This window comes from Haloferax sp. Atlit-10N (assembly GCF_003586325.1).
GTDB lineage: Archaea > Halobacteriota > Halobacteria > Halobacteriales > Haloferacaceae > Haloferax > Haloferax prahovense.
In genome coordinates, this window is record NZ_PSYX01000001.1 from 430,442 (window position 1) to 443,059 (window position 12,618).

General features: G+C 68.8%; 16 protein-coding genes. 7 read left to right on the forward strand and 9 right to left on the reverse strand.

The window, feature by feature from the left end:
• Positions 1 to 16: 16 nt before the first annotated feature.
• Positions 17 to 187, reverse strand: a complete 171-nt coding sequence (locus C5B91_RS22270) for an HVO_0758 family zinc finger protein (protein WP_004972738.1) — start codon at positions 185 to 187, stop codon at positions 17 to 19.
• 157 nt (positions 188 to 344) lie between these two features.
• Here C5B91_RS22270 and C5B91_RS02280 point away from each other — a divergent pair, with 157 nt between their 5' ends.
• From C5B91_RS02280 to C5B91_RS02295, 4 genes are all read left to right on the forward strand, one after another.
• Complete coding sequence (locus C5B91_RS02280) at positions 345 to 1,505, forward strand: MFS transporter (RefSeq protein ID WP_008092198.1); 1,161 nt, start codon at positions 345 to 347, stop codon at positions 1,503 to 1,505.
• Positions 1,506 to 1,597: 92 nt separating this feature from the next.
• Entirely contained in the window at positions 1,598 to 2,704 is a 1,107-nt protein-coding gene (locus C5B91_RS02285; RefSeq protein WP_115819039.1) for a glycosyl transferase family 2, read from the forward strand.
• A complete protein-coding gene (locus C5B91_RS02290; RefSeq protein ID WP_115819040.1) occupies positions 2,701 to 3,189 on the forward strand; it encodes a hypothetical protein in 489 nt (162 codons plus the stop codon). Before C5B91_RS02285 ends, C5B91_RS02290 begins: the two co-directional genes overlap by 4 nt.
• 29 nt (positions 3,190 to 3,218) lie before the next feature.
• A complete protein-coding gene (locus tag C5B91_RS02295) occupies positions 3,219 to 3,815 on the forward strand; it encodes a CoA pyrophosphatase (RefSeq protein ID WP_008092203.1) in 597 nt (198 codons plus the stop codon).
• Between the two features lie 145 nt (positions 3,816 to 3,960).
• Here the strand turns inward: C5B91_RS02295 and C5B91_RS02300 are convergent, their stop codons facing one another.
• Positions 3,961 to 4,449 (reverse strand): DoxX family protein, encoded by a 489-nt coding sequence (locus C5B91_RS02300; protein WP_008092204.1) that lies wholly within the window; start codon positions 4,447 to 4,449, stop codon positions 3,961 to 3,963.
• Between the two features lie 429 nt (positions 4,450 to 4,878).
• Between C5B91_RS02300 and C5B91_RS02305 the strand changes: the two genes are divergently transcribed.
• Together C5B91_RS02305 and C5B91_RS02310 are read left to right on the forward strand one after the other, a co-directional pair.
• Positions 4,879 to 5,661 (forward strand): hypothetical protein, encoded by a 783-nt coding sequence (locus C5B91_RS02305; RefSeq protein WP_008092205.1) that lies wholly within the window; start codon positions 4,879 to 4,881, stop codon positions 5,659 to 5,661.
• A 255-nt stretch (positions 5,662 to 5,916) separates the two neighbouring features.
• Complete coding sequence (locus C5B91_RS02310; protein WP_115819041.1) at positions 5,917 to 7,083, forward strand: FAD-binding oxidoreductase; 1,167 nt, start codon at positions 5,917 to 5,919, stop codon at positions 7,081 to 7,083.
• 48 nt (positions 7,084 to 7,131) lie between these two features.
• Here the strand turns inward: C5B91_RS02310 and C5B91_RS02315 are convergent, their stop codons facing one another.
• Positions 7,132 to 7,635, reverse strand: coding sequence for an Hsp20/alpha crystallin family protein (locus C5B91_RS02315; protein ID WP_115819042.1), 504 nt, complete (start codon positions 7,633 to 7,635; stop codon positions 7,132 to 7,134).
• Positions 7,632 to 7,790, reverse strand: a complete 159-nt coding sequence (locus C5B91_RS22275) for a hypothetical protein (protein ID WP_004972714.1) — start codon at positions 7,788 to 7,790, stop codon at positions 7,632 to 7,634. The genes C5B91_RS02315 and C5B91_RS22275 overlap by 4 nt, the downstream gene beginning before the upstream one ends.
• A gap of 157 nt (positions 7,791 to 7,947) precedes the next feature.
• On the opposite strand from C5B91_RS22275, the gene C5B91_RS02320 reads away from it, so the two are divergent.
• Complete coding sequence (locus tag C5B91_RS02320; protein ID WP_049913375.1) at positions 7,948 to 9,645, forward strand: radical SAM protein; 1,698 nt, start codon at positions 7,948 to 7,950, stop codon at positions 9,643 to 9,645.
• 177 nt (positions 9,646 to 9,822) lie between these two features.
• On the opposite strand, the gene C5B91_RS02325 is transcribed toward C5B91_RS02320, so the two are convergent.
• From C5B91_RS02325 to C5B91_RS22280, 5 genes are all read right to left on the reverse strand, one after another.
• A complete protein-coding gene (locus C5B91_RS02325; protein WP_004972711.1) occupies positions 9,823 to 10,227 on the reverse strand; it encodes a TRAM domain-containing protein in 405 nt (134 codons plus the stop codon).
• A gap of 65 nt (positions 10,228 to 10,292) precedes the next feature.
• Positions 10,293 to 10,964, reverse strand: coding sequence for a YkgJ family cysteine cluster protein (locus tag C5B91_RS02330; RefSeq protein WP_008092210.1), 672 nt, complete (start codon positions 10,962 to 10,964; stop codon positions 10,293 to 10,295).
• A gap of 96 nt (positions 10,965 to 11,060) precedes the next feature.
• Positions 11,061 to 11,843: an MBL fold metallo-hydrolase gene (locus C5B91_RS02335; protein ID WP_008092212.1), complete on the reverse strand. Its 783-nt coding sequence runs from the start codon at positions 11,841 to 11,843 to the stop codon at positions 11,061 to 11,063.
• Between the two features lie 112 nt (positions 11,844 to 11,955).
• On the reverse strand, positions 11,956 to 12,228 hold the full coding sequence (locus C5B91_RS02340) for a winged helix-turn-helix domain-containing protein (protein ID WP_004044165.1): 273 nt from the start codon (positions 12,226 to 12,228) through the stop codon (positions 11,956 to 11,958).
• A gap of 121 nt (positions 12,229 to 12,349) precedes the next feature.
• A complete protein-coding gene (locus C5B91_RS22280; protein ID WP_008092215.1) occupies positions 12,350 to 12,511 on the reverse strand; it encodes a hypothetical protein in 162 nt (53 codons plus the stop codon).
• Positions 12,512 to 12,618: the final 107 nt, after the last annotated feature.

Here is a 12,618-nt window from a genome sequence, read left to right on the forward strand (position 1 = left end):
TGTCGGTCGGTTCGTCTTATCTGAGCTCTTTCCACTCCCGTCCGCAGTCGGCGCAGATGCGGAGGGAAAACACCTCGTCCGGGTCGTTTTTCTTCTTCAGCGACTCGCCGCACTCGGAACAGGTCAGTCGCCCGTAGGTATCCTTCTCCAACTCCCCGTCTCGAAGCCCCTTCCGCGTTGTCTTCATAGGTGTCCGTTTGTGCAACGAACATAAAAACCCGACGACGACCCCCGTTTTCGCCCGCACGACACGCCGACGACCCCGCTCAGTCGAAAGTGTTGTGACCCCGCGGCGCGCGGTTCCGTCCGTGTCACGTGGCCGCCTCTTCGGAACGCTCTGCGGGATGGTGCTGCTCGTCAACCTCGCGCGGGTCGTCTTCGCACCGCTTCTCGGGGAGTTCATCACGTTCTTCGCGGTCGACCGCGCCACCGTCGGCATCGTCGCCACCCTCGTCTGGCTCGGGAGCGCCGTCCTCCGCGTCCCGACCGGTTGGCTCCTCACCCGCGTTCCGAGACACCGCGTGGTGCTCGGGACCGGCGTCGTCCTCGTCGTCGCCTCGGGCGTGACCGCCAGCGCGACCACCGTCGAGACGCTGATGGTCGGCGCGGTCTCGATGGGTCTCGCCTCGGGCGCGTACTTCGTCGCCGCCAACCCGCTCGTGAGCGAGCTGTTCCCCGACCGCGTCGGCCGCGCGATGGGTATCCACGGCACCGCTAGCCAGCTCGCGGCCGTCGGCGTCGCGCCCTTCGTCACGCTGGTCCTCGCGGTCGGTCCTGACCTCGTCCCCCGGCTCCCGTTCGTCTCCGCGGCGTGGCAACTCGTCTTCGTCTGCGTCGGCCTCGCGGCCGCCGTCGTGACCCTCGCGCTCTTTTTCACGGCCCGCTCGACCGACCTCCCCGACGCGGGCGCGGCCGACCGCGACCTCCTCGGCGCGGCCCGGAGCGAGTGGCGCGTCATCCTCACCGGCATCGTCATTCTCGGCTTCACCGGCTTCGTCTGGCAGGGCCTGTTCAACTTCTACGAGCTGTACATGGTGTCGAAGGGTCTGCCGGCGACGACGGCGCGCAACATGCTGACGGTCATCTTCGGCGCGGGCGTGCCGGCGTTCTTCCTCTCGGGGCGGCTCGCCGACAAGCTGCCGCGCATCCCGTACATCCTCGGCGTGCTCGTCTCCTTCGTCGTCTCGGTGTTCGTCCTGACCGTGACGACGAGCCTCGTCGGCCTCGTCGTCGTCACCGCGGTCGTCGGCTACGTCATCCACAGCCTCTTTCCGGCGCTCGACGCCTACCTGCTCGACACGCTGCCCGACGAGAGCCGCGGGAGCGCCTACTCGGTGTACTCGTTCGGCATGATGATATTCCAGGCCAGCGGGTCGGGCGTGGTCGGCACCCTGACCGACTTCGGCTACGCGTTCGACGAGGTGTTCTTCTGGTTCTCGGTCGGGCTGGCGGTCGTCGTCACGGGCCTCATCGTCTTCCAGCGCGCCGGGCGCATCCCGAACTGACCCCCCTGACCGCCCGGACTCTCCCGGAGCGAAGCCGGCAGCCGGCTCGGCTCTCGCCGCACTTTTGCTCGCCCGGTCCCACGACCGACACGATGGAGTACGTACAAGAGCGGGTCACGACGCTCCACGACCTCTCCGGCGCGGTCCCCGACGCCCCGACCGACCGCGCCGCCGTGGTCGTGCCGATGACGGAGCGAGAGTACGCCGGCCTCGCCGCCGAGCGGGTGCTCTCGACGCTGGAGTCGCTCTCGCCGGCGCGGGTCGTCGTCCCCCTCCGTGCGCCCGCCGACCGGGTGGCCCCGTTCGCCGACTGGCTCGACGAGTACGACCTACCGCTCGACGTGCTGTGGTGCGACGGCCCCCGCGTCGCCGACCTCCTCGACTCCCACGGCCTCGACGGCGAGCGGGGCAAGGGCCGCGACGTGTGGCTCGCGCTCGGCTGCGCCGCCCGCGAGGAGTACGTCGTCGTCCACGACGCGGACACGAAGACCTACGACGAGCGCTACGTCCCGCGGCTCCTGTTCCCGCTCGCGCACGGCCACGACTTCTCGAAGGGCTACTACGCCCGCGTCGAGGAGGGGCAGCTCTACGGCCGGCTGTTCAGGCTGTTTTACGCCCCGCTCGTCCGGGCGCTCGAGGACGAGACTAACGCGCCCATCGTCCGGTATCTCGACTCGTTCCGGTACGCCCTCGCGGGGGAGTTCGCGGCCACCTCGGACCTCGCGTTGCGGATGCGGTCGCCGCGGAAGTGGGGCCTCGAAGTCGGCACCCTCGGGGACGCCTTCGCCCACGCCGGCTTCGACCGGAGCGCGCAGGTCGACCTCGGCGAGTACGAACACGACCACCGCTCCGTGAGCGGGCCGACCGGCCTCTCGGACATGAGCGAGTCGGTCGGGCGGACGCTCCTCCGGGCTGTCGTGGAACACGGCGGAACCGTCGAGTTCGACACGCTCGCGGAGCGCTACCGCGAGGCCGGGAACAGACTGGTCGAGCAGTACGCGGCCGACGCGGCGTTCAACGGCTTCGACTACGACCGGACAGACGAGCGCGAGCAGGTCGCCACCTACGCCGAGGCCATCTCGAAGCCCGGCGAGGACACGCGGCTCCCGGCGTGGCGGGACACGTCGCTGTCGCCCGACGAGGTGCTTGCCGCCGCGAGCGACGACCTCGACGACGTGCGGGAGGCTGCGGGTCGATGAGCGAGGCGACCTACGACGACCTCGCTGGCGTCGTCGACCTCTTCGGGGCGCTCACCCGCGAGGAACTGGAGACCGCGCTGGACGAACTCGCGTTCAAGCAGGGCCGCGAAACCGACGGCAACGCCCTCTCGGGCGCGATTTCCGACGCGGTCGACGCCTACTACCTCGTCCCCTACGAGGACGACGAGACAGACGGGGAACTCCTGACGGTCGGGCCGATGGCGTTTCCGACGCTCCCCGACCGGGCGGAGGACCTGCCGCACATCCTCGATTACCCCACCCGCGAGGTGCCGCGGGACGAACTGGCGACGCAGGTCGAAAGCCGTCTCCGCGCGGCGGCCGCGAGCGCGGTGCAGACGGGCGACGACGACGAAATCGCCCGCTTGCTGGACGTGACGTACGACCTCGAAGCGTGGGCCGACACCGACGTCGGGTCGATTCGCGAGCGCCTCGACGCCGCGCTGGACGCGGAGGGGCAGGCCTAAGTCTCGGCATCTCTTTACGAATCGTGACGATGGACCTCGCGGGCGTCACCCGACACGAACCGGTGACCGTCGACGCGGGCCGGCGGGCGGCCGTCATCGCCCCCGTCGTGTTCCGCGACGAGCGGCCGCACATCCTGTTTACCAAGCGCGCCGACCACCTCGGCGAGCATCCGGGCCAGATGAGTTTTCCCGGCGGCGGGCGCGAGCCGAGCGACGCCGACCTGCGGGCGACCGCGCTCCGCGAGTCCAACGAGGAAATCGGGCTCCGGCCCGAGGAGGCGGCTTTCCACGGCCGACTCGACGATATCCTCACCGTGACCGACTACGCCGTCTCCCCGTTCGTCGCCACGGTGCCCGACCGCGAGTACGAACCCGACCAGCGCGAGGTGGCCGAAATCGCGGTGCTCGCGGTCGACGACCTGACCGACCGCGCGAACTACGAGTCGGAACGCCGCGACCACCCGCAGTACGGCGAGATTCGACTCCACTTCTTCCACGTCGACGGCTACACCGTCTGGGGCGCGACCGGGCGGATGCTCGTGCAACTGCTCGAACTCACGACCGACTGGCGGGCCCCCGAGGAGGTCGACCGCGTGGTCGACCCCGACGCGGACTACCCGGTGTAGCGTCCCCACTCGACGTCTCGTTCTCCTCGGCTCACTGCCCCCAGCGCGCCCGCTCGCGGTGTCTGAGTCGGTTCCGAAAAACAAAACAGCGTCAGCGTGTCGTCGTCCCCACGGCAACTCCCTTTCTGCCCCCCCGAGTACCCCCTCAGCCGAGGAGGTACTTGAGCGCGGGGCGCTGGCGGACGAACTCCATCTTCTCGATGATGGCGTCGAGGCCGAGGATGCGGCCCGCGGCGAGGGTGCCGACGATGGCGAACATCATCAGCCCGAACAGGTCACCGTTGACCACGCCGTGGGCCCAGTCGGCGTTCCCGAGGTAGAAGAACACCATCAGGACGCCGCCGAAGAAGGCGGCGAGCCGGACGAGTGCACCCACGATGAGCCCGAGGCCGATGAGGAACTCACCCCACGGAACCATGATGTTCGTGAGGTCGAGGAGCCACGGAGTCGCGGCGGCCCACGCGAAGAAGCCCTGCAGCGGCGAGGCGGCGGGGGCGTTCGCGAGGTAGCCGCCGGCGTTGAACGCTTCACCGGTTATCTTCCCCCAGCCCGCGTGGAGGAACCAGTACCCGGTGATGAGGCGGGTCAACACGAGCACGTAGCCCGTGACGCCCCGCGAGTAGTCGAAGTCCATCCTGTTCCCCAGCATCTCGATTTGTGCGTTAGCGCTCATCTCGGTTCACCTTACATCTGAATCGTCGGCCGCGAACCCCATATAACGGCGACGCGATTTCCGAATCTATAGAACTGGGAATCACCGAAAACGGGCGTCTGAGGCTGTCACGATTCAGTTTCGACTACTACTTCGAATTTAGAATTGCGTCCTGAATACAATCGTGGCGGTACGACGGACGAACCATCGGTATTCCGCCGTGAGACGAGTCGTCACGCGCTTCGACGCCGCTCGTCGCCGCTTCGAAACGGGGTATATAAACGACGCCGGGAGAGCCAGCATCGCCGTCACCGACAGGGTTTTGCCCTCCTCCGCGCTATCCGTTCTCACATGGTCGCACAGACGATGGATCGCGTTCCGCGACGGTACTGAAATTTCTGTGGTGATAGTATGTTGACCGCCGAGCGTGCGGTCTCGAAAGCCGGTCTGGACGCTGTCGCACTCAAGCCCGCCGAGTGCGACGTGCGCGAGGCGCTGTCGGTCCCGCTCGACATCGTGGCTATCGACTACGAGGGCCGCGAGCGACTCCCCGACGAGGACGTGCTGCGCGAACTCACGGCCGAAAAGGAAGTTCGACTGACTACGCCGGTCCGCGCCGACGGCTTCGACCCGCTCGGCGACGACTCGCTGTACGAGTGGCTCCCCGACGGAATTCGGCAGGTGCTCGTGGCCGGCCACGGCGCGTATCTGACCGACGACGAGGTTGGTCGCGCGGTCGCCCCCCGACTCCGCGCCGCGAGAGAGCGCGCGCCCGACGCGTGGGTCGGCACCGAGGGTATCGAACGAATCGCCCTCGCCGCCGGCGGCACCCAGTACGAACTCCTCTCGCGGTCGACCCGCAGGGACGTTCGGGCGCTCCGGGCCGCCGGCTTCGACGGCGAAATCGCGGTCTACGCCCCGACCGCCCTCACCGACGACGACGACGAGATTCTCGACGCCGTCGGCGCGTACGTCTCCCGTCGCCGTCCCGTTGCTCGCGCGCTCCCCGACGACGCCGCGACCGACGCCTCGGCCGAGGCTCGCGCCCGCGAGGTGCTCCTGAAGGCCTCGCGCGACTACGCGCTCATCGGCTCCGTGGCCGACGTGCGCCGGCGAATCGACGACCTCCGCGACGCCGGCATCGACCTAGTGGTCGGCTATCCCGCCCGCGGCGTCGACGAGTTCGCCGAGTAGTCCGGCGCGCCGCTCGCGCGCCGCCCGCCCTGTCTCCGAACTCGCACCGGAGGCCTTTTACGCGGTCGCCGGAGAGGACAGGTGACGGCACGGTCGGGTGGCTCCTTTCGGACCCACGTGGTTTCCACGTGGGCCACGGCCGGCCGACCTACCCCGTCTCTCTACACATCCTGAGCGACCGCGCCGCGCGGGTCTCGACCGACGTTACGACCGCGAGCGGCGGCCATTCAAGTCGCTCGCCGACGCAGACGGGGTATGAACGAATCAGCGCGCGTCGCCGTCGTCGGCGCGGGCGCGGTCGGCCTGACGACCGCCTTCGACCTCGCCGAGCGCGGGGCGCGAGTCACGCTGTTCGAACGCGACACCCCCGGCGGCGGGTCGACGGGCCGCGCCGCCGGCATCTGCTACGACGCCTACGCGGAGGACATCGACGTGGCCGTCGCCGACCACGCGATGGCCCGGTTCCGGTGCCTCTCGGGCGAGGGAGCGTTCACCTTCCACGAGACACCCTACGTCTTTCTCGCTCGCGAGGGCGACGACGCGGCGGCCGCGGCCCTCGAAGAGTCGGTCGAGCGAATGCGGGTCCACGACCGCGCGGTGTCGCTCGTCGGAGCCGACGAACTGGCCGACCGGTTCCCGATTCGGACCGACGACGTGCTCCTCGCGGGCCTGGCCGAGAACGCCGGCTGGGCCGACCCGGCGGCCTACGCGGACCTGTTCGTCGAGAAGTGCGAGTCCGCGGGCGTCGAGTTCCGCGTCGGCGACGCGGTGTCGCTCCGAACGGACCCGCCGGGCGTCGCCGTCGACGACGTGGTGACCGCCCGCTTCGACGCCGTCGTCGTCGCGGCCGGCGTCCACTCGCGCCGCCTGCTGGTCGACGCCGGTCTCCCCATCGCGCTCAAGCCCTACCGGGCGCAGGCGCTCGTCGCCGACTGCGACTACCGCGGACCGACCGTCTACGACGCGACCGCCGAGTCGTACCTTCGGCCGCACCCCGGTGGCGTCCTCGCCGGCGACGGCGTCGAACCTGTCGAACCCGACCCCGACGACTGGGACCCGACCGCGGACGACTGGTTCGTCGCCGACGCGCTCGACGCGGTTCGACACCGGACGACGGTCGGCGATGCGGGCGACCCGGTGCCTGCGGACGCGACGGACCCGGAACTCGACCGCGCGTGGGCCGGCCTCTGCGGGGCGACCCCCGACCGGAACCCGCTCGTCGGCGCGGTCGCCGAGGGCGTCTACGTCGCCGCCGGCTGGCACGGCCACGGCTTCATGTGGTCGCCGGCAATCGGTGAGCGACTCGCCGAGGCGGTGCTCGACGACGGTCAGGCGTCGATACCGGACGCGTTCGACCCTCGGCGCTTCGACGGCGACGAGGAGTTCGCGGTGGTCGAGGGGATGACGCTCGACGGGGAATGAAAGAACGGGAAAAGGGGGCGGTCACCGCGTCGCGCCCGAAACTGCACTTCAGGCGTCTTGGTCGTCCACGTCACCGAAGTCGTCGGCTTCGTCGCCGGCCTCGGACTCGGACTCGGACTCAGTGTCGGCCTCGCCTTCGTCTTCCTCCTCGGTCACGGCGATGTCGCTCGCGCGCTCGTCCTTGGGAATCCGAATCTGGAGCGTGCCGTTCTTGCCGACCGTGGCGGTCCCCTCGGCGGCCTCGACCGAGGCGTCGGAGGGGATGGTCGCCTTCCCCGAGAGCGTGAGGCCGCGGCCGGGGAAGCGCATCTCGTAGCCCTCGTGGAAGTCGCGGAAGCGGTCGATGCGAATCTCGACCTCGCCGTCGAGGAAGCGGACCTGCACGTCCTCGGCGCGGGCACCGGGCGCATCGAAGACGACGAGGTAGGCGTCCTCGGATTCGAGCAGGTCGTGGGCGAGGGGCTTGCGCTCTTGCATCTGGCTGACGCCGCGGCCGACCCGTTCGAGGACGGCGTTCGCCGCCGACTCGCCGAACTTCCGCAGGTCGCTCATAGCTGAATCTCCTCCAGGAAGCGGGACTCGCCGCAGTACGGACAGGAGAAGTCCGCCACCGTCACGTCGTCGGGCATATCGTAGGTGTAGTGCAGCTCGAACATGTCGAGTTCGCAGTCCTCGTTGGCGCACTTGACTTCGAGGGTCGCGGGCATGGCCGTCAGTTACGCTCCCACGCTGATAAACGCGCGGGAGGCGGAAGCGACCCGCGGGCCGCACCATCGCCGACACCTGCGCTCGCCCTCGCACGACTACCCCCGTCTTCGACCGCCGACCGGTTGCGTTTTCCGCGTCGAACCCGAACCGCGACCGATGACCGACCCCGCCGACCTCACCGTGACTATCGTCGACGGATACGTCGACGAGCCGGCGCACTTCGGCGTGCCGCCGTACATCTCGACGTATCCCAGGTTCACCGCGGGTGCGGTGGTTGACGCGGGCGTCCCCGAGTCCAACGTCGTCTACCACACCATCGACGAACTCCGCGAGGACAGACAGAAGTGGCGCGACGTGGCCGACGCCGACCTCATGATTTACATCGGCGGCATGACCGTCCCCGGCAAGTACGTCGGCGGGACGCCCGCCGAACCCGACGAGGTCCGCGAACTCGCGTGGGTCGCCGAGGGGACCGCGCTCATGGGCGGGCCGATTCGCTTCGGCGTCGGCGACGAGAACGCCGGCGGCCAGGACATGGAGCGCAAGAACCTCGACTACGACTTCGTCGCCAAGGGCGACATCGAGGCGGCCGCCTACGACCTCGTCGACTCCGGGCTCGAAGGCTTCGGCAACCGCATGCGCGACAACGAGGAACTCGACCGCTGGGCCGCCACGGGCGCGTTCGTCGTCGAACAGCACCCGAACCACCCCGACCACCTCATCTGCGAGATGGAGACCTCGCGGGGCTGTGCCTACCGCTGTTCGTTCTGTACCGAACCGCTGTACGGCAACCCCGCGTTCCGCACCGCCGACTCCGTCGTCAAGGAAGTCGAGAACCTCTATAACCGCGGCGCGCGGCACTTCCGGCTCGGCCGACAGGCCGACATCCTCGCGTTCGGCGGCGACGGCGAGGCCCCGAACCCCGACGCGCTCCGCCGACTCTACGGCGGTATCCGCGAGGTCGCCCCCGACCTCGGCACGCTCCACCTCGACAACGTCAACCCCATCACTATCGTCGGCTGGCCCGAGAAGTCTCGCGAGGCGCTCCGCATCATCGCCGAGCACAACACGGCCGGCGACACCGCGGCGTTCGGCCTCGAATCCGCCGACCCCGTGGTCCAAGAGGAGAACAACCTCAACGTCTCCGCCGACGAGTGCTTCGAGGCGGTCAAAATCGTCAACGAGGTCGCCGGCTGGCGGCCCGGCGACGACCCGGCGGACGCGCCGACCCACGGCCCGGACGCCGCGAACCGCCTGCCGAAGCTCCTCCCCGGCATCAACCTCCTCCACGGGCTGAAAGGCGAGCGCGAGGAGACGTTCGAGCACAACAAGCGGTTTCTCCAGCGCGTCTACGACGAGGGCCTCATGGTCCGCCGCATCAACATCCGGCAGGTGATGGCGTTCGACGGCACCGACATGTCCGATACGGGTGCCGACATCGCCCGCGACCACAAACAGCTGTTCAAGACGTACAAAAAGGAGGTCCGCGAGGAAATCGACCAACCGATGCTCCGCCGGGTCGCGCCCGCGGGCACGGTCCTCCCGAACGTCCACCTCGAATACCACCAGGACGGCCGGACGTTCGGCCGCCAGCTCGGAACCTACCCGCTTTTGGTCGGGATTCCGGGCGAGCGCGAACTCGGGAAGACCATCGACGTGGCCGTCGTCGACCACGGCTACCGCTCCGTCACCGGCGTTCCCTACCCGCTCGACTTCAACGAGGCGTCGATGGACGAACTCACCGCCATCCCCGGCATCGGTCGCTCGACCGCCGGCGACATCGTGGTGAATCGACCCTACGCCGACGCGGCCGACGTGGGCGTCGACGCCGATGTGACGAAGTACGTTCAGTAGCCGTCTCGGGACTCAGAAACTAATTCTTCACGTGCAATCGTGCTCTCTCTAGGCGTCCGGAATACCTCTCTGTTCACTCGCAAGCGTGGTGCGTGATTCACTTGCAGACGTGGTCTGTCGGCGGCGGGAGAAACGTCCCGTCGAGACGAACGGCGTCGAACCGCGAAAACAGCGCCGTCAGAAGTCGTCTTCGACGACTTCGCCGACGGCGAAGTTAGACTTGACCTCGGTGATTTCGACCTTCACGCGCTCGCCGACTTCGGTGCCGGGGACGATGATGACGTAGCCGCGTTCGACGCGGGCGATACCGTCGCCCTGCTTGCCGATGTCCTCGATTTCGACGTAGCGGAGTTCACCGGCTTCGACGGGCGGTTGCGGTTCGGCCGAGGGCGTCGGTCCGGCGTTCGATTCGGACTCGGCGGGCTCGTTCGACTCGCGGGAGATGAGCGCGACGCGGTAGGTCTCGCCGGGTTCGACGGTTCCGGTCTCGACTTCGCGGCGCGGAATTTCGACGACGTATCGGTCGTCCTCGGTGCGAACGTCAGCATTGAACAGACACAGGAGTTTATCTGAGATTTCCACCGTAAGACCTCCAATATGTGGTCAGGCCGGAGTGTTAAAGATGTACCGCAGTCATCGGGATTCGACTACTGAACCCGCGTCCCGTCGGGCCGTTTCGCGCCCTCCGAGTCGTGGACGACGACCTCGCCCGGTCCGGTCTCGACCGGCTCGTAGGCCTCGGTGACGCCCCGCGCCTCGCGTAGCTCTCGGACCGCCCGTTCTTTCAGCGCCCGCGCCAGTTCCTCCGCGTCCTCCCGGGAGATGTCTCGTCCGAGCCCCTCGCACTCGTGGGCGCGGACGACGCCCTCCTCGTCGACGGCCTCGCCCATCGGCTGGCTCGTCCCGCCGAGGGCGACGCTGAACGGGTAGGTCTCGCAGATCAGGGGGCGATCCTCGTGGACCTGACAGGCCCCCTGCCCGTCGTCGTCTTCCTCGTAGAACCGGCAGTCGCCGCAGGCGCTCGTCTGGAGCGCCCATTCGAACGTCTCGCCCTCGGGGCCGTCGTCGCCCTCGGCGAGGCCGTAGGGCATCGGGCGGGCCACGTCCCGCCACTCCATCGGTTCCGGTCCGGCCTCCTGCAGGGCGCGCACCTCGTCGGGGAAGACGGTCGCGGTGTGCGGTTCGGGGCCGTCGTCGCCCTCGTAGCCCTTGCAGCAGGCCCCGCAGCGCGTGCACTCGAAGCCGATGGACTCGATGGCGTCGGCGAGTTCCGACACGTCGAGGTCGCGGGCGCGGTCCAGTTCGGCGTCGAGGTCCATACCCGCGATGCGGGCGCGAGCCCAAAGAGGGGCGCGGTTTTTCGCCGGAGCGCGAGCCTCGGCTACCCGCGGACCCGGACGCCGACGACGCGCGACCTACCGCGGTTCGACCCGCTCCGCCTCCGGGTTCCACCGGACTCGACGCTCGGCGGCGAGTTTCTCGATGTGCGCGACGACCGTCGCGCGGGCGAGGTCGCGCACGGCGGACACGTCCTTGTCGTAGGCGGCGTCGGTCACGGCGTCCGGCGTCGCGTTCCCGGCCAGCACCGCGTCGAGGACGGCCCGTTCGCGGTCGTTTCGGTGCGCGACGAGCCGTGCCAGCGTCGCCCGCGGGTCCGTGATTTCGGGGCCGTGACCCGGAAGCAGTCGCTCGGGACCCCGCGCGTGGAGTCGCCTGAGCGCGACGAGGTAGGCGCGCACGTCACCCTCGGGCGCGCCCACGACGACGCTCCCCTCGGCCACCGCGAGGTCGCCACAGAGCACGTCGTCGCCGGCGACGAAGCTCACGTGGTCGCGGGCGTGTCCCGGCGTGTCGAGCACTTCGACGCCCGCGCCGACGGAGAGAACCGACCCCTCTGCGAACGTTCGGTCCGGTTCGACGCCGGTCGCGTCCGAGAAGGCGCGCTCGCGGCCGTGACGACACCAGACCGTCGCGCCCGTCTCGCGGGCGTAGGCGGCGACCGCGCCGACGTGGTCCGCGTGGGTGTGGGTGACCGCGATGTGGTCGACGCTCTCGCGCGCGACGAGGGAGTCCAGTTCGTCGGTGCGGGCCGCGGGGTCCACGAGCAGCGTGTCGCCGCCGTCGGCGACGAGATAGGCGTTCGTCGCGCCGGTCGGCGCGCGAGTGGCGACGGGGACGGAGACGCGCGTGACGTGCATGCCGGCGGCTACGCTCGCCGACGGGTTAGGTGGTTCGAGAGAAGTGGTGGCTTGGTCTGCGGGAGTGCGCCCCCGCGGGCGTGTTCTGTCGCGCTATCGTGGGACCGCGCGCTTACGTGTTGAGGAAGTAGACCTGCTTTCGCGCGTCCTTGAAGGAGTAACGCGAGCCGACGAGGTCAGACTCTTCGAGACGGTTGAGCGCGTAGCGGACGGTGCGGTCCGGCAGCAGCGACTCCTCCGCGAGCTGGCCCTGCGAGAGGGGCGCGTCGCTTTCGAGGACTTTTGCGACGAGCTTCGCGCTCGGGGGAAGCTCGCGGAGGCGCTCTCGGAACTCGGCTTCCGAGAGCAGGTCTTCAGTATCTGGCTCTGCAGTGGTGGTGCTCATACCCGACACAGTCGGTTGCTCCGTGTTAAGGGTTAGCTACAAGTGTGTGAAAAGAATCCAGACACATAATACACATATTAATATCGTGCGTTTGTTGGAAAATCGCCCGCGAGTAGGTGTCTCACTCCGTGTTTCGAATTCTATCGACCGAAGGAGTGCCGAGTCGATAGCTCCCGAGCGGCGCGTGACACGCCGGGCAGTGGACGACGAGCCACCCCTCGCTGACGTGGCGCGTCAGTTCAGCCGCATCACAGGTCTCCCCGCAGTTTCTGCATGTTGGCATATGGCACGATACGCGCTCAGCGGGGGAAAACCTCTCTGTCGTCGCTCGCCGAACCCCGCTTCCGCACCGCGTATCCAGTACCGTTTTAGGCTCCCCCCCGCGAGTAT